We start from the raw sequence: 16,912 nt of genomic DNA, 5'->3' as shown, positions 1-16,912 counted from the left end.
GCAAAGGTGGGAAAGCCGCCCACAGCCGAAGGAACCGCCGCCCCCGTCGGCGGCGGATATCACTGAGCGTAGGCTCGTTGCCGCCGCGCAGAGCGCCCGCTTACGATGCGGCGGGCTCGGTCGGCCCACCCCTCGACCGCCAACGAACCTAACGAAAGCGAGATTTCACCACCGTGACTGCTCTCACTCTCAGCACTTCCGGGGCGGCGACGCTGCGCGCCGACGCGATTGTCGTCGGCGTGGCGAAGGGCGCCAAAGGGCCGGTTGTGGCGCCGGGCGCCGAGGCCGTGGACAAGGCGTTCGACGGAAAGCTCGCCTCCGTCCTGGAGACCCTCGGCGCCTCGGGTGCCGAGGGTGAGGTGACCAAGCTGCCCGTGCTGTCGGGCCTGAAGGCACCGGTCGTCCTCGCGGTCGGGCTCGGCCCGGTCCCGAAGAAGGACGCGACGTACGGCGCCGAGCCGCTGCGCCGTGCCGCCGGGGTCGCCGCGCGCGCTCTGTCCGGCGTGAAGAAGGCCGCGTTCGCGCTGCCCGTCGAGGCGTCCGAGGACGTCGAGGCGATCGCCGAGGGCGCGCTGCTCGGCGCGTACGCCTTCACCGCCTACCAGGGCGGCGAGAAGAACGCCAAGAAGGGCGACGGCCCGAAGCAGCCGCTCGGCGAGGTGGCGCTGCTGGGCGCCAAGCCGCGCGACAAGGCGCACAAGGCCGCCGCCGAGCGCGCGATCGCGCTGACCGAGGAGGTCAACCGCGCCCGCGATCTGGTGAACACCCCGCCGAACGACCTCACCCCGGAGTCCTTCGCCGCCGTGGCCACCGCCGCCGGCAAGGAGAACGGCATCAAGGTGCAGGTCCTCGACGAGAAGGCGCTCGCCAAGGGCGGCTACGGCGGCATCCTCGGGGTCGGCCAGGGCTCGGCCAACCCGCCGCGGCTGGTGAAGCTCGCCTACACGCACCCCGACGCGGAGAAGACCCTCGCCCTCGTCGGCAAGGGCATCACCTACGACTCGGGCGGCATCTCGCTGAAGCCGGCCGGTCACAACGAGACGATGAAGTGCGACATGAGCGGCGCCGCCGCGGTGTTCGCCGCCGTCGTCGCCGCCGCCCGGCTCGGTCTCGCCGTCAACGTCACCGGCTGGCTCGCCCTCGCGGAGAACATGCCGTCCGGCACCGCCACCCGCCCGGGTGATGTGCTGCGCATGTACAGCGGCAAGACCGTCGAGGTGCTCAACACCGACGCCGAGGGCCGGCTCGTCCTGGCGGACGCGCTGACCCGGGCCTCCGAGGAGAACCCGGACGCGATCGTCGACGTGGCGACCCTGACCGGCGCGATGGTGCTGGCGCTGGGCAACCGCACGTTCGGCATCATGGCGAACGACGAGGCGTTCCGTACCTCGATCCACGAGATCGCGGAGGAGGCCGGCGAGGCGTCCTGGCCGATGCCGCTCCCCGCCGACCTGCGCAAGGGCATGGACTCCCCCACCGCCGACATCGCGAACATGGGCGAGCGGATGGGCGGCGGCCTGGTCGCCGGGCTCTTCCTGAAGGAGTTCGTCGGCGAGGGCATCACCTGGGCCCACCTGGACATCGCGGGCCCGGCCTTCCACGAGGGGGCGCCGTACGGTTACACGCCGAAGGGCGGTACGGGCGCCTCGATCCGTACGCTCGTGAAGCTGGCGGAGCGCACCGCCGCGGGCGACCTGGGCTGACCGCGGTCCGCGCGGCGGCCGGCGGACGGGCTCCGGCCGGCCGCGGGACCGGGGCTCCGGAGGTGGGCGAGGGCGGGAGAAGTATGTGGCCCGTCTCACCTCCGGGGCCCCGCGTCCCGTCTTGCTTCGACAAGTGCGAAGATGGGTTCTCGGCAGGACAGGGCCCCCACCACAGGGCCGAAGACATAGCGGCCGAAGACCAGCCGCCGCCCGGTCACCGGACCGCGCCCGGCGCACATGCATGGAGGACGTGACGTGGCGAACGACGCCAGCACCGTTTTCGACCTAGTGATCCTCGGCGGCGGTAGCGGCGGTTACGCCGCGGCGCTGCGCGGAGCGCAGCTGGGCCTGGACGTCGCACTGATCGAGAAGAACAAGCTGGGCGGCACCTGCCTGCACAACGGCTGCATCCCCACGAAGGCCCTGCTGCACGCCGGCGAGATCGCCGACCAGGCACGCGAGAGCGCGCAGTTCGGTATCAAGACCACCTTCGACGGTGTCGACATCGCGGGTGTCCACAAGTACAAGGACGAGGTCATCTCGGGCCTGTACAAGGGCCTCCAGGGTCTGGTCGCCTCCCGCAAGGTGACCTACATCGAGGGCGCGGGCCGGCTCTCCTCCCCCACCTCCGTCGATGTGAACGGGCAGCGCGTCCAGGGCCGTCACGTCCTCCTCGCGACCGGTTCCGTACCGAAGTCGCTGCCGGGTCTGGTGATCGACGGCGACCGTGTCATCTCCTCGGACCACGCGCTGACCCTGGACCGGGTCCCGCAGTCCGCGATCATCCTGGGCGGCGGTGTCATCGGCGTCGAGTTCGCCTCCGCGTGGAAGTCGTTCGGCACGGACGTCACGGTCGTCGAGGGCCTCAAGCACCTCGTCCCGGCCGAGGACGAGAACAGCTCCAAGCTGCTGGAGCGCGCCTTCCGCAAGCGCGGCATCAAGTTCAACCTCGGTACGTTCTTCGAGAAGGCCGAGTACACCCCGGACGGTGTCCGCGTGACGCTGGCCGACGGCAAGACCTTCGAGGCGGAGATACTGCTCGTCGCGATCGGTCGCGGTCCGGTCTCCGAGGGTCTCGGGTACGAGGAGCAGGGCGTCGCGACCGACCGCGGCTATGTCGTCGTCGACGAGTACATGCGCACGAACGTGGAGACCGTCTCGGCGGTCGGTGACCTCGTCCCGACCCTCCAGCTCGCGCATGTCGGCTTCGCCGAGGGCATCCTGGTGGCCGAGCGGCTGGCCGGTCTGAAGACCGTTCCGATCGACTACGACGGCGTGCCGCGGGTGACGTACTGCCACCCCGAGGTCGCCTCCGTCGGTATCACCGAGGCCAAGGCCAAGGAGATCTACGGCGCGGACAAGGTCGTCGCCCTCAAGTACAACCTCGCGGGCAACGGAAAGAGCAAGATCCTCAAGACCGCGGGCGAGATCAAGCTCGTCCAGGTCAAGGACGGCGCCGTGGTCGGCGTCCACATGGTCGGTGACCGTATGGGCGAGCAGGTCGGCGAAGCTCAGCTGATCTACAACTGGGAGGCTCTGCCGGCCGAGGTCGCGCAACTCATCCACGCGCACCCGACCCAGAACGAGGCTCTCGGCGAGGCCCACCTGGCCCTGGCCGGCAAGCCCCTCCACTCCCACGACTGATGCTTCAGTCCGGGCGCGACGACCACTACCGCACTTCCCCTCGCTCGGCGCTCCGCGCGAGCTGGGGAGACCCCATCGTTAGGAGCAACTGAAACCATGGCGGTTTCCGTAACCCTGCCGGCGCTCGGCGAGAGCGTCACCGAGGGCACTGTCACCCGCTGGCTGAAGGCCGAGGGTGAGCGCGTCGAGGCCGACGAGCCTTTGCTCGAGGTCTCCACCGACAAGGTCGACACCGAGATCCCCGCCCCGGTGGCCGGTGTGCTGGCCTCCATCAAGGTGGCCGAGGACGAGACCGTGGAGGTCGGCGCCGAGCTGGCCATCATCGACGACGGAACGGGCGGCGTCGAGGCGGCCCAGCCGACGGAGGCCGCTCCGGCGCCCGCCGCCGAGCCCGCTCCGGCCCCCGCCGCCCCGGCCCCGGTGGCCGAGGCTCCCGCGGCTCCGGCCGCACAGCCCGAGCCCGCCGCCGCTCCGGCCGGTGGCGCCTCCGGCACCGACGTCACGCTGCCCGCGCTGGGCGAGTCGGTCACCGAGGGCACCGTCACCCGCTGGCTGAAGGAGGTCGGCGAGGAGGTCGCGGAGGACGAGCCGCTGCTCGAGGTCTCCACCGACAAGGTCGACACCGAGATCCCCGCCCCGGTCGCCGGTGTGCTGCTGGAGATCGTGGTCGGCGAGGACGAGACCGCCGAGGTCGGCGCCAAGCTCGCCGTCATCGGTGCTCCGGGGGCGGCCCCGGCCGCCGCTCCGGCTCCGGCCGCTCCGGCGCCCGCGCCGGTCCAGGAGGCTCCGGCCCCCGCCCCGGCACCCGCCGCCGCTCCGGCTCCGGCTCCGGCCGCTGCCCCGGCTCCGGCGCCCGCGCCGGTCCAGGCCGCGCCCGCGGCTCCGGCTCCGGCCGCTCCGGCTCCGGCACCCGCGGCTCCGGCCCCGGTCACCCCGGCGCCCGCCGCGACCACCGGCGACGACGGCGCGTACGTCACCCCGCTGGTGCGCAAGCTCGCCGCCGAGAACAGCGTCGACCTGGGCGCGGTCAAGGGCACCGGTGTCGGTGGCCGTATCCGCAAGCAGGACGTCATCGCCGCCGCGGAGGCCGCCAAGGCCGCCGCCAAGGCCGCCGCACAGGCCCCCGCCCCGGCAGCCGCTCCCGCCGCGTCGAAGGCGCCCACGCTGGAGGCGTCCCCGCTGCGCGGTCAGACCGTCAAGATGACCCGCATGCGCAAGGTCATCGGCGACAACATGCTGAAGGCGCTCCAGACGCAGGCCCAGCTGACCTCCGTGGTCGAGGTGGACATCACCAAGCTGATGCGGCTGCGCGCCCAGGCCAAGGAGTCTTTCGCCGCCCGTGAGGGCGTCAAGCTCTCCCCGATGCCGTTCTTCGTCAAGGCGGCGGCCCAGGCGCTGAAGGCCCACCCGGTCATCAACGCCCGGATCAACGAGGGCGAAGGCACGATCACGTACTTCGACTCGGAGAACATCGGCATCGCCGTGGACTCCGAGAAGGGTCTGATGACCCCGGTCATCAAGGGTGCGGGCGATCTGAACATCGCCGGTATCTCCAAGAAGACCGCGGAGCTGGCGGCGGCGGTCCGGGCGAGCAAGATCACCCCGGACGACCTGGCCGGCGCGACCTTCACCATCAGCAACACCGGTTCGCGCGGTGCGCTGTTCGACACGATCATCGTGCCGCCGAACCAGGTCGCCATCCTGGGCATCGGTGCCACCGTCCGGCGTCCCGTGGTCATCAACCACCCGGACCTCGGCGAGACGATCGCGGTGCGCGACATGACGTACGTCGCGCTCTCCTACGACCACCGGCTGGTGGACGGCGCCGACGCCGCCCGCTACCTGACGGCGGTCAAGGCGATTCTGGAGGCCGGCGAGTTCGAGGTCGAGCTCGGTCTCTAGACCCGAGGCGAACAAGCCAAAAACACATACGGCAACGGCGCCCCCGCCCGGATCTATCTCCGGGCGGGGGCGCCGCCGTATGGTGCACGCCGCCGTATCGTTCATCCATCGACCGCTGTCCCCAGGAGCGCTTCATGACCCCGCCCGTCATCCACTCGCTGCGCGAACAGATCCGCGAGCACATCGTGGAGGGGATCGTCAGCGGCCGCTGGAAGCCGGGTGAGCGGATCGTGGAGCGGCGCATCGCGACCGAACTGCAGGTCAGCCAGACGCCCGTACGCGAGGCGCTGCGCGAGCTGGAGAGTCTGCGGCTGATCGAGTCGGCGCCCAACAAGGGCGTACGGGTGCGGAACCTGACCGCGGCCGATCTGGAGGAGAGCTACCCGGTACGGGCGGGCCTGGAGCAGATCGCCGCGGAGCTGGCCGCCGAGCGTCTCGCGCGGGACTGCTCGGCCCTGGAGCCGCACGTACTGGCGCTGTACGAGGCGGACCGAAGAGCGGACGGGACCGGCCAGGTGCGGCACACCGTGGGCTTCCACCGGGAGCTGGTGCGCGCCGCCGGTAACAGTGTGTTGCTGCACACCTGGGAAGGGCTCGGCATCGAGGTCTTCACCGCGCTGTCGATCCGCTGGCTGGGAACGGTGCAGAAGTCGTACGCCGAGGAGCACGAGGAGCTGGTCGAGGCGTTCCGCAGAAGGGATCCCGGCATTGGCGCACTGGTGAAGGACCATGTGCTCGGATGTGCACCGCGCGCCTGAATCACCCCTTCTGTCATGACTCACTCTCCGTCACTCGGTGCCCCCTTCTATGGCACGGAATGCCAATTCCTCCAGATCGAGAAGTTTTGCCTTTCAACCCTTTGATCGATCATCGATCAGCGACTTACAGTCTTAGACGGACTGCACCCAGTCCTCCGCCCTGTCCTGCCAGACAAGGCTCTTTCTCCACCCCCCTCCTGTCCGGAAGGCGGCGACCATGCCCGACCCCGTAGGCAAGCTTCCGAGCGAGCTCGACCAGCTCCCGGACCGTGATGCCGAGGAGACCGCCGAGTGGGCGGCCTCGCTCGACGCCGTGACCGAGCACGCCGGCCCGCACCGCGCCGCCTATCTGATGCGGCGCACCCTCCACCACGCGGGAACGGCCGGGGTCCCGGTGCCCGCGCTGCTGGAGACCGACTATGTGAACACCATCCCCACCGCCTCCGAGCCCGCCTTCGACGGCGACGAGGCGATGGAGTCCCGGATCACGGCCTGGAACCGCTGGAACGCGGCCGCCATGGTCACCCGCGGCGCCCGGTACGGCGTCGGCGGCCACATCGCCACCTTCGCGTCCGCGGCCTGGCTCTACGAGACCGGCTTCAACCACTTCTTCCGCGGCAAGGAGGGGGACGGATCCGGCGACCAGCTCTACATCCAGGGTCACGCCTCCCCCGGCATATACGCCCGCGCCTTCCTCGACGGCCGGCTGACCGAGTCGGACCTCGACCACTTCCGCCAGGAGGCGGGCGGCAAGGGCCTGCCCTCGTACCCGCATCCGCGCCGGCTGCCCTGGCTGTGGGAGTTCCCCACCGTCTCGATGGGGCTCGGCCCGCTCTCCGCGATCTACCAGGCGCGCTTCAACCGCTATCTGACCAACCGCGGTATCAAGGACACCTCCGCCTCGCACGTCTGGGCGTTCCTCGGCGACGGCGAGATGGACGAGCCCGAGTCGACGGCGGCCCTGGCGCTCGCGTCCCGTGAGCAGCTGGACAATCTGACCTTCGTCATCAACTGCAACCTCCAGCGGCTCGACGGTCCCGTCCGCGCGAACTTCAAGATCGTGCAGGAGCTGGAGGCCCAGTTCCGCGGCGCCGGCTGGAATGTCATCAAGTCGCTGTGGGGCTCGGCCTGGGACGAGCTGTTCGCCCTGGACACGACGGGCGCGCTGGTACGCCGGCTGCGCCAGGTGCCCGACGCGCAGTTCCAGACCTACGCGACCCGCGACGTGGCGTACATCCGCGAGCACTTCTTCGGCGTGGACCCGGCGCTCATCGAGCTGTCGAAGCTGGTGTCCGACGCGAAGATCGCCGAGTGTTTCTACACCTCGCGCGGCGGCCACGAGGCCCGCAAGGTGTACGCGGCCTACCGCGCGGCCCTGGCGCACAAGGGCGCCCCGACCGTGATCCTGGCGCAGACGGTGAAGGGCTACACGCTCGGCTCCGGCTTCGAGTCGCGCAACGCCAACCACCAGATGAAGAAGCTCTCGGGCGACCAGTTCCGCGCCATGCGCGATCTGCTGGAGCTGCCCATCCCGGACGCGAAGCTGGACGACAGCCTCGTACCGTACGGCCACCCCGGCGCCGACTCCCCCGAGGTGCGCTACCTCCAGGAGCGCCGCGCGGAGCTGGGCGGCCCCGCCCCGGCCCGCCGGGTGCACGCCGTGGCCCTTCCCGAGCCGTCCGAGAAGCCGTTCCAGGCGGTCTACAAGGGTTCGGGCAAGCAGTCGGTGGCGACCACCATGGCGTTCGTCCGGCTGATGAAGGACCTGATGCGGGACAAGGAGACCGGCAGGCGCTGGGTCCCGATCGTCCCGGACGAGGCCCGCACCTTCGGTATGGAGGCGCTGTTCCCGTCGGCCGGCATCTACTCGCCGCTCGGCCAGACGTACGACCCGGTCGACCGCGACCAGATCATGTACTACAAGGAAGCCAAGGACGGCCAGATCCTCAACGAGGGGATCACCGAGGCCGGTTCGATGGCGGACTTCATCGCCGCGGCGACGTCGTACGCGACGCACGGCGAGACGATGATCCCCTTCTACATCTTCTACTCGATGTTCGGCTGGCAGCGCACGGGCGACCAGATGTGGCAGCTCGCCGACCAGCTGGGCAAGGGCTTCATCGTCGGCGCCACCGCGGGCCGTACGACCCTGACGGGCGAGGGGCTCCAGCACGCCGACGGCCACTCCCATCTGATCGCGTCCACCAACCCGGCCGCGCTCAACTACGACCCGGCGTTCGCGTACGAGATCGCCGTGATCGTCAAGGAGGGCCTGCGGCGGATGTACGGCCCCGAGGCCGAGGACGTCTTCTACTACCTGACGGTCTACAACGAGCCGATGCCGCAGCCCGCGATGCCGGAAGGCGTCGAGGAGGGCATCGTCAAGGGCCTGTACCGCTTCAAGGAGGGCACCCCGGCCGCGGCCGACGCCCCCCGTACCCAGCTGCTGGCGTCCGGTACGGCGATCCACTGGGCCCTGGAGGCACAGGAACTGCTCGCCGACGACTGGGGCGTCACCGCCGATGTCTGGTCCGCCACGTCCTGGGGCGAGCTGCGCCGGGACGCGATGGAGGCCGACGAGGCGCTGCTGCACGGCGAGGAGCGGGTGCCGTATGTGACGCGCGCGCTGGCCGGCGCGCCGGGTCCGGTCCTCGCGGTCAGCGACTGGATGCGTCAGGTCCCCGACCAGATCAGCCAGTGGGTCGAGCAGGACTACACCTCGCTCGGTACGGACGGCTTCGGGCTCTCCGACACCCGGGAGGCGGCCCGCCGTCACTTCGGCGTGGACGCCCGGTCGATCGTGGTGGCGGCGCTGGCGCAGCTGGCCCGCCGGGGCGAGGTCAAGCCGGAGCGGGTCGTGGAGGCCCGCGAGCGCTACGGCCTCTGAGTCCTACGGGCCTCTCAGCGCTACGGCCTTTGAGTCCTACGGCCTCTGAACGCTGCGGCCTTTGAACGCTGCGGCAGCCGAGGCCGGGCCTGATGTCCGGTCCTGCCCCGGGAACCCCCGTCACGCTGTGGCGGGGGTTCCCTGCATCATGGATCCATGCGTGCTGCTCGGCTGATCAAGATGGTGCTCCTGCTCCAGTCCAGGCCCTCCATGACCGCGGGCGAACTGGCCCGGGAGCTCGAAGTGTCCGAGCGGACCATCACCCGGGACGCCCAGGCGCTCTCCGAGGCCGGGGTCCCGGTCTACGCGGACCGGGGCAGGAGCGGCGGCTACCGGCTGGTCGGCGGCTACCGCACCCGGCTGACCGGGCTGGCGCGCGGCGAGGCCGAGGCGCTGTTCCTCTCCGGAGTGCCGGGCGCGCTGCGGGAGATGGGCCTCGACGATGTCTCGTCGGCGGCCCGGCTGAAGGTGTCCGCGGCGCTGCTGCCGTCGCTGCGGGACGCCCCGGACTCGGCGGCGCAGCGCTTCCATCTGGACGCGCCGGGCTGGTACCAGGAGCCGGAGACGCCCGAGCTGCTGCCGGTCCTCGCCGAGGCGGTCTGGGGCGACCGGCTGGTCGCGGCGCGCTATCTGCGCCGGGACACCGAGGTGGAGCGGGAGCTCGCCCCGTACGGTCTCGTACTCAAGGCCGGTGTCTGGTACGTCTGCGCCTGTTCCCAGGGGTCTTTCCGTGTCTACCGAGTGGACCGGTTCATCTCGGCGGAGATCTCGCAGGAACGTTTTTCCAGGGATGAGACCTTCGATCTGCCCGGGTTCTGGGAGGAGCGCGCCGCGGAGTTCGCGCGCTCGCTGCTGCGTACGGAGGTCCTGATCCGGCTCTCGGCGGACGGCGCCCTGCGGCTGCCGTACACCGTCGACCGCGAGGCCGCGCGCGAGGCGCTCGCCATGGCGGACCCGCCGGACGACCGCGGCCTGATCACGCTCACGCTGCCGGTGGAGTCGGAGGACGTCGCGTACTCCCAGCTGCTCACGCTCGGCCCCGACGTGGAGGTCCTGAGCCCGGCCACCCTGCGCGACCGCTTCGCCGAGGCCGCGCGGCGGATGCGGACGCTCTACGGATGACCGGGGCGCCCCTCCGCGGCGACGGACCCGAACACCCGGCAACGAAACGGCTCACAATCCGTGGCTCGGCATGCGCCGCCCTCCCGTAAGCACGATGCTGGACCCGTGATGGACGAGACGGAGTTCTGGGAGATCGTCGACAGCACCCGCGAGATCGCCGAGGGCGACCCCGAGGAGCAGGCCGATCAGCTGGTCGAGCGGCTGCTACAGCTCGACCCCGACTCCGTACTGGACTTCTCGCGCCACTTCGAGTCGCGTTACAACCGCGCGTACCGCTGGGACCTGTGGGGCGCCGCCGCCGTACTGCTCGGCGGCGTCAGCGACGACGCCTTCGACTTCTTCCGCTGCTGGCTCATCGGCCAGGGCCGCGAGATCTTCGAGGGCGCGCTGCACGATCCGGACGCGCTCGCCGAACTGCTGGACGACTTCGACCCGGACATCGACGGGGACGGCGAGGAGCTGGGGTACGCGGCGGACGAGGCGTACGAACAGCTGACCGGAGTGGTGGCACCCGCCCTGGGCATCGCCTCGCAGCCCGCCGAGCCGGAGGGCACGCCGCTGGACTTCGAGGACGAGGCGGCACTCGCCGACCGCTTCCCCCGGCTCTCGGAGCGCTTCGGCGGCGCGTAGCCGCGCGCCGCTCCCCTCGCGCTCAGTCCGTCAGCGAGATCCCCATCAGCACATCGTCCACGTACACGCCGTCGAGACAGAACTCCCCGGGCAGCACCCCCTCGACGGCATAGCCCTCCTTCTCGTACAGCGTGCGGGCCGGCGCGTTGTGACCCAGCACGCGCAGCGTGAGCCGCCGTGCGCCCTGGTTGCGCGCGTGCAGCGCCGCCGCGCGCAACAGCGCGCGGGCCACCCCGCGCCCGCGCGCCCACTCGTGGACCGCGAGCCCCTGGATCTGCCGTACATGCGCGTTGCTGGCGAGCGGCGTGGGCCGCACCACCCGGATGTAGCCGGCGATCCGCTCGTCGTCGACCTCGGCGACCAGGAACTCCTCGGGCCGGTGCCGCGCGTCGAAGAACGGACCGTACGGCGGCTCCGGCCGCGGCGACACCGCGTGCAGCGACGACCAGGTCGCCCGGTCGAGCTCGCCCAGGCTGCCATCGTCGGAGGGGACTGCGGGACGTATCTGTGCGTCAGACATGGCGCAACTGTGCCATGGGGCGTTCCACGGGCAGGATGGGCCCATGAGGATCGCGATCACCGGTTCCACCGGGCTCATCGGTACGGCACTCGTACGCTCCCTTCGCGCCGACGGCCACGAGGTGGTCCGCCTGGTACGGCACCCCGCCCGGACGGCCGACGAGGTCGAGTGGGACCCACTGCGGCAGCGTCTCGACGGCCACCGCCTCAACGGCTGCGAGGCCGTGGTCCATCTCGCCGGAGCCGGCATCGGTGACCGCCGCTGGACCGAGGCGTACAAGAAGGAACTCCGCGACAGCCGAATCCTCGGCACCGCCACGATCGCGGAGGTCGTCGCCACCCTGGACCAGCCGCCACGGGTGCTGGTGTGCGGGTCCGCCATCGGCTTCTACGGCGAGACCGGAGACCGGAAGGTGGACGAGAGCGCGCCTCCGGGCGACGGGTTCCTCCCCTCGCTCTGCGTCGAGTGGGAGGAGGCGGCCCTGGCGGCGGAAGAGGCGGGCGTACGCACGGTGTTCGCGCGCACGGGCCTCGTCGTCGCGCGCGGGGGCGGGTCCTGGGGCCGGCTCTTCCCGCTGTTCCGCGCGGGCCTGGGCGGACGGCTCGGCTCGGGGCGCCAGTACTGGAGCTTCGTCGCGCTCCACGACGAGGTGGCCGCGCTGCGGCACCTGATCGACACGGAAACCCTGGAGGGCCCGGTGAACCTCACCGCACCGGAACCGGCCACGAACCGCGAGATCACGGCGGCGATGGGGCGAGTCCTGAACCGCCCGACACCGTTCCCGGTCCCGGCGGTGGCGCTGCGGGTGGCACTGGGCGAGCTGTCGGCGGAGGTCCTGGGGAGCCAACGGGTGGTGCCGACGCGGCTGCTGGAGTCGGGCTTCAGGTTCGCGTTCCCGACGATTGAGGAGGCGATTCGTGTGGCGTAGGGATGCGCTGTCCGGCGGGGGGACGGTTTCCGCGGGTGAGTTTCGGCTCGGGCCGGTTTTCGTGTGCGGGTTGTCGCCGGGGTGCGCGGTACGCCTCCGGCGGGCCGTGGGTACGGGTGCGTTTCGGCTCGGGCCGGTGGTTCGGTGCGGGTTGTGGCCGGGGTGCGCTCCGGGCCTCGCGCCCGGGACTGCATGCTGTGCTTTTCCGGGGGACACCCCCGGACCCCCGTACGGCGCGCAGCTGCCCAGACGATGGTTCGGGCGTTCGCGCGCCACACATCACGCTCTACATCCCGGACACGACCCCTGCGCGCCCCCCTTCACCGCCCGTCACGGACTGGCGCGTCCGTGCGCCGGGGCCGCCGAGTCGCACTCGACCCCACACCCCCCACCAGGTCGGCGGGTTGTGGGGGACCACCGGCGGGAGGGGGTCGGGGGCGTAGGAGGTGCGTGTTCGGACACTAAAGCGTGATTTGTGGCGCACGGACGCCCGAACCATCGTCAGGGCAGGGTCGCGCCGTAAATCATGCCGTCCGGACATGTACCTCCGGAGGCCCCGGCCCCCGGCCCACGACAACGCAACCGCAACCGCACCCCCCGCCGGAGGCGCACCGCACCGCCGACCGCCCCCCATGCATCGGTGACCCCCACCGCGCGCGGACGCCACCGCCCCCCTCCCCTCCCTACTCTCGTCCCAACCGCGCCGACCTCGGGGAGGGGCACGTGCTCAGCACCGCACTCAGCACCGCGCACCACGCAGACGTCGTCATCATCGGAGCCGGTCTCGCCGGCCTCGCCGCGGCTCATCATCTGACCAGTGCCGGGGTGAGAGTCAGCGTCCTGGAGGCCGCCCCCCATGTCGGCGGTCGTATGGCCACCGACCGGGTCGACGGCTTCCGGCTCGACCGGGGTGGGCGGCTGCTCACCACCTCGTATCCGGAGCTGCTCCGCACACCGGGTCTGGAGGGCGCCGCCCTGCGGATGTTCTCGCCGGGTGTGGTCGTGCACAGCGACGGACGGAACTATCGGACCGGTGCCGTAGGGAGCGCGCGGAGCGCACTGACAGTGGCACGCGCCCTGGCGAGCGCCCCCCGCCCACCGCTCGGCGGCGCGGTCGACCAGGCCCGGCTGGGCGCGGCCCTGGCGCGCCTCGCGGCGACGCCGACCACCCGGCTGCTGGCCCGTCCCGAACGCACCGCGCTGGAGGCCCTGTCGGTCCGGGGTCTGCCCGTACGTACCGTCAACGCCTTCGTCCGCCCGCTGCTGTCCGCGCTGCTCTGTGATCCGGAGCTGACCACGTCGAGCCGGTGCGCGGACCTCGCGCTGCGCGCGTTCGCCCGGGGCCGGCTGTGTGTCACCGCGGGCGGCGCCTCCGTACTGCCCGACCTGCTGGCACGGACGCTCCCGGAGGGGACGGTCCGTACGGATGTGTGTGTCACGGACGCGTCGATCTCCGGCGTCACCACCAAGGAGCACGGTGAGATCACCTGCCGCTCGCTCGTGGTGGCGACCGGCGCGCGGGCCGCGGCCGAGCTGCTGCCGGGGCTGCGGGTGCCGGACTTCCACGCGGTGACGGTGCTTCACCACACCGCTCCGGCCGCCCCGTTGGCGGATCCGGCGCTGCTGCTGGACGCGGACCGGAGCGGACCGGTGGCGCATACGGCGGTGATGAGCGCGGTCGACCCCTCGCGCGCACCGGAGGGCCGGGTGCTGATCTCGTCATCGGTGCTGGGGCCTCCTCCCCCGGCCGCGGTTCTCGACCGTACGGTCCGCGCGCAGCTCGCGCGGCTCTACGGGACGCCGACCGACGACTGGGAGCTGCTGGCCGTCCACCACGACCCGGAGGCGGTGCCCGCGATGCCCCCGCCGCACGATCTGCGGCGCCCGGTCCGGCTGTTGTCGGGGCTGTACGTGTGCGGGGATCACCGGGACACGAACACGGTCCAGGGCGCGCTGTTCTCGGGCCGGCGCGCCGCCCACGCGGTCCTGCGCGACCTGGGCGTGCGCCCGGCGTACGGACCGGCGCGGCTGCCGGCGGTGGCGTAGCCGGCCCGGCGCGCACCCGTGCACCGCGCACGCGTGCCCCGCGCACCGCGAAGGCTCCGGTCCCGTCCGGGCGCCGACTCACCTCGGACGGGACCGGCTCAACTCCCGTCGGGCGCTGCCCTGTTCAGCCCAGCGCCGCGACGCGGTCGCGGTAGTTCCGTACGGCCGCCGCGTCCCGGTACGGCTCCAGCCGCCGTTCGAAGTCCCGTACGTACTCCACGGCGCGCGCCGAGCGCATCTCGGTGGCCGCCTGCGCCGCCTCCGCGCCCAGCAGGCACGCCTGGTCGAGTTCGCCAAGGCCCAGACGGCCGCAGGCGAGCACGACGCGGCAGAAGAGACGGCTGCGCGCGAACGCCGGGGAGCGCAGCTGGAGCGAGCGTTCGGCGTGCTGCACGGCGGCGCGGTACTGCTGGAGATCGCGGTGGCAGTGCCCGAACTCGTCGGCGAGCTGCGCCTCGTCGAAGAACCGGGCCCAGTGCGGTACGTCGTCGCCGGGGCGTGCCGCCTCCAGGGCGCGTTCCGCCCGTACGAGCGAGGCCGTACAGGCCCGTACCTCGTTGAGGACGCCGTGTCCCCGGGCCTCGGCGGAGTGCAGGAGCGCCTGTACGACCGGGGGTGCGGAGGCGCCGATGCCCTGCTGGGCGACGCGGGCGAGCTGGACGGCTTCCCGGCCGTGGCCGAGGTAGACCGCCTGGCGGCTCATGGTGGTCAGGACGTACGAACCGTACGCGCGGTCGCCCGCCGCCTGGGAGAGCCGCAGGGCCTGGACGAAGTAGCGCTGGGCGAGGCCGTGGGCGGCGATGTCGTACGAGGTCCAGCCCGCCAGCCGGGTCAGATCGGCCGCGGCGGCGAAGAGTCTGCGCCCGGTGGTCTCCCCGTACAGGCCGCGCAGCATCGGCTCGGCCTCGTGCTCCAGATAGCGGACGAGCGCCTGCCGGGCGTGGCCGCCGCCGTAGGCGTGGTCGAGGGTGCGGAAGAGGTCGCCGACCGAGCGCAGGGCCTCGACGTCCCCCGCGGTGACCCGCTGGCCGGCCGCGCGTTCGGTGCGCTGCCGGGGGACGGCCGGGGACGCGGGCCTTCCCTGGACGGGCACGCGGGTGCCGTTCTGCGGGACGGCGGGCGGGTGGGCCACCCGCTCGTCGGGGCGCCCGATCAGCCAGTCGCGGCTGGGGACGACCAGCCCGGCCGGGGTGAACGCGATCTTGCGCAGTTCGCTGTGGCTGCCGGAGTCCTTGCGCCAGAGTCCGCCGACGATGTCGACGGCTTCCTCGGGGGTGGACGCGAATTCGAGGCCCGCGTAGACGGGCGCGCAGGCGTCCAGGCCGAGATCCTGGGCGGAGAGCCGGCGGCCGAGGCGGCGGGTGAAGACCTCGGCGATCAGTGCGGGGGTGGTGCCGCGTGGTTGCTGTCCGCGCAGCCAGCGCGTCACCGACGTCTTGTCGTACCGCAGATCGAGGCCGTGCTCCAGACCAAGCTGATCCACCCGGCGGGCGAGACCTGCGTGGGAGAAACCGGCTTCTGAGATGAGCGCGGCGAGCTGGCGGTTGGGGATGCGCTGCGGAGGTCGTTCCGACATCAGCTGTACGGTCTCCTGCCTTCCGGGCCCGGGGAGCAGCCCTCATGGAACGGCGCGAATTTAGTAGCAGTGACCGGTTTCACCGGCAGGTTCGCCCTATATTCATCCGTTCGTGTGAGGATCGATGGCGTTGCTGACCAGTGGGCGGCGGCGGGGTGGCAGGGGCCGCGCGGGCGACCCGGGTGGAAGCCCGGCGGAGGCCGGGTGGAAGCCGGGCGGAGGCCAGGCGGAGGCCAGGCGGAGGCCAGGCGGAGGCCAGGCGGATACCGGGGAGAAGGTGCCCGGAAGCACCTGCCCGGCTCACCGCCGAGGGCCCGCCGTACAGTGGCGAGGGCGCGATACGTGCACGGTGAAGGTTCTGAAGGAGGCACTGCCGTGAGTGAGCTGCGGTACATCCGCCTGGGATTCGGCGCGGAATCCGTCGAGTACCAGGAGGCATGGCAGGAGCAGCGCCGGGTACACGCGGCCCGCTTCGCGGACGAGATCCCCGACACCTGTCTGCTGCTCGAGCACCCGCCGGTCTATACGGCCGGACGGCGTACGGCGGACAGCGAACGCCCGCTGGACGGCACCCCCGTCGTCGATGTGGACCGCGGCGGGAGGATCACCTGGCACGGCCCCGGCCAGCTGGTGGGCTACCCGATCCTGAAGCTGCCGCGCCCGGTGGACGTCGTGGCGCATGTCCGCCGGCTCGAGGAGGCGCTGATCCGTACGGCCGCCGAGTTCGGCCTGGAGACGTCCCGGGTCGAGGGCCGCAGCGGGGTGTGGGTGCTCGGGGATCCGCTGGCGGAGCGGCCGGCCGTGGGCGGGCTCTCGCTGGACTTCGATCCCCGGGTGGCGGACGAGGAGTTCGACCCGCGGCTGAACGGCCCGGAGTACGCGCCGTCCAACGCGGGCCAGCGCCGGGAGGACCGCAAGCTGGCGGCGATCGGTATCCGGGTCGCCAAGGGCGTGACCATGCACGGCTTCTCGTTCAATGTGAACCCGGACAACACCTGGTTCGACCGGATCGTGCCGTGCGGGATCCGGGACGCGGGCGTCACCTCGCTGGCGTACGAACTGGGCCGGGACATCACGGTGGAGGAGGTCGTCCCGGTGGTGGAGAGGCATCTGCGGGAGGTCCTGGACCACGCGGAGCCGAAGCCGCGCGAGATCGAGCGGATCGAGCGGGAGAGCGAGCGCGCGAGCGCCTAGGT

Annotated in this window: 12 protein-coding genes; 10 read left to right on the top strand and 2 right to left on the bottom strand. The window is 71.8% G+C overall.

The features are described from left to right. The first annotated feature begins 173 nt into the window (after positions 1–173). The 7 genes from ACIOGX_RS08910 to ACIOGX_RS08880 all read left to right on the top strand — a co-directional run bounded on the left by ACIOGX_RS08910 (position 174) and on the right by ACIOGX_RS08880 (position 10,646). Positions 174–1,703, top strand: coding sequence for a leucyl aminopeptidase (locus ACIOGX_RS08910; RefSeq protein WP_129769814.1), 1,530 nt, complete (start codon positions 174–176; stop codon positions 1,701–1,703). Between the two features lie 255 nt (positions 1,704–1,958). Beyond that, the gene (gene lpdA, locus ACIOGX_RS08905; protein WP_129769816.1) at positions 1,959–3,347 is read left to right on the top strand and encodes a dihydrolipoyl dehydrogenase; all 1,389 of its coding nucleotides are present in this window, start codon (positions 1,959–1,961) and stop codon (positions 3,345–3,347) included. Between the two features lie 96 nt (positions 3,348–3,443). Further along, entirely contained in the window at positions 3,444–5,249 is a 1,806-nt protein-coding gene (sucB, locus tag ACIOGX_RS08900; protein WP_401911488.1) for a 2-oxoglutarate dehydrogenase, E2 component, dihydrolipoamide succinyltransferase, read from the top strand. A 134-nt stretch (positions 5,250–5,383) separates the two neighbouring features. Further along, positions 5,384–6,007 (top strand): GntR family transcriptional regulator, encoded by a 624-nt coding sequence (locus tag ACIOGX_RS08895; protein WP_129769818.1) that lies wholly within the window; start codon positions 5,384–5,386, stop codon positions 6,005–6,007. Positions 6,008–6,224: 217 nt separating this feature from the next. After that, positions 6,225–8,894 carry a pyruvate dehydrogenase (acetyl-transferring), homodimeric type gene (gene aceE / locus ACIOGX_RS08890; protein WP_129769819.1) on the top strand — a complete coding sequence of 890 codons (2,670 nt, stop codon included), beginning with the start codon at positions 6,225–6,227 and terminating at the stop codon, positions 8,892–8,894. A gap of 156 nt (positions 8,895–9,050) precedes the next feature. After that, positions 9,051–10,016, top strand: coding sequence for a helix-turn-helix transcriptional regulator (locus ACIOGX_RS08885; protein WP_401763003.1), 966 nt, complete (start codon positions 9,051–9,053; stop codon positions 10,014–10,016). A gap of 108 nt (positions 10,017–10,124) precedes the next feature. After that, entirely contained in the window at positions 10,125–10,646 is a 522-nt protein-coding gene (locus tag ACIOGX_RS08880) for a DUF4240 domain-containing protein (protein WP_401763556.1), read from the top strand. 22 nt (positions 10,647–10,668) lie between these two features. Here ACIOGX_RS08880 and ACIOGX_RS08875 read toward each other — a convergent pair whose 3' ends face one another. Next, a complete protein-coding gene (locus ACIOGX_RS08875; RefSeq protein ID WP_129769821.1) occupies positions 10,669–11,166 on the bottom strand; it encodes a GNAT family N-acetyltransferase in 498 nt (165 codons plus the stop codon). A 43-nt stretch (positions 11,167–11,209) separates the two neighbouring features. On the opposite strand from ACIOGX_RS08875, the gene ACIOGX_RS08870 reads away from it, so the two are divergent. Together ACIOGX_RS08870 and ACIOGX_RS08865 are read left to right on the top strand one after the other, a co-directional pair. Continuing rightward, complete coding sequence (locus ACIOGX_RS08870) at positions 11,210–12,094, top strand: TIGR01777 family oxidoreductase (protein ID WP_383966187.1); 885 nt, start codon at positions 11,210–11,212, stop codon at positions 12,092–12,094. Positions 12,095–12,817: 723 nt separating this feature from the next. Continuing rightward, positions 12,818–14,140, top strand: coding sequence for an NAD(P)/FAD-dependent oxidoreductase (locus ACIOGX_RS08865; RefSeq protein ID WP_401911482.1), 1,323 nt, complete (start codon positions 12,818–12,820; stop codon positions 14,138–14,140). A 124-nt stretch (positions 14,141–14,264) separates the two neighbouring features. Here the strand turns inward: ACIOGX_RS08865 and ACIOGX_RS08860 are convergent, their stop codons facing one another. Then, positions 14,265–15,716, bottom strand: a complete 1,452-nt coding sequence (locus ACIOGX_RS08860; protein WP_356507093.1) for a regulator — start codon at positions 15,714–15,716, stop codon at positions 14,265–14,267. Positions 15,717–16,091: 375 nt separating this feature from the next. Here ACIOGX_RS08860 and lipB point away from each other — a divergent pair, with 375 nt between their 5' ends. Next, positions 16,092–16,910: a lipoyl(octanoyl) transferase LipB gene (gene lipB, locus ACIOGX_RS08855; protein WP_356507091.1), complete on the top strand. Its 819-nt coding sequence runs from the start codon at positions 16,092–16,094 to the stop codon at positions 16,908–16,910. Positions 16,911–16,912: the final 2 nt, after the last annotated feature.

It is taken from the genome of Streptomyces sp. NPDC088147 (assembly GCF_044741565.1).
Taxonomy (GTDB): domain Bacteria; phylum Actinomycetota; class Actinomycetes; order Streptomycetales; family Streptomycetaceae; genus Streptomyces.
The sequence above is the reverse complement of the archived record's forward strand: the minus strand, read 5'-3'. Positions and strand labels throughout refer to the sequence as shown.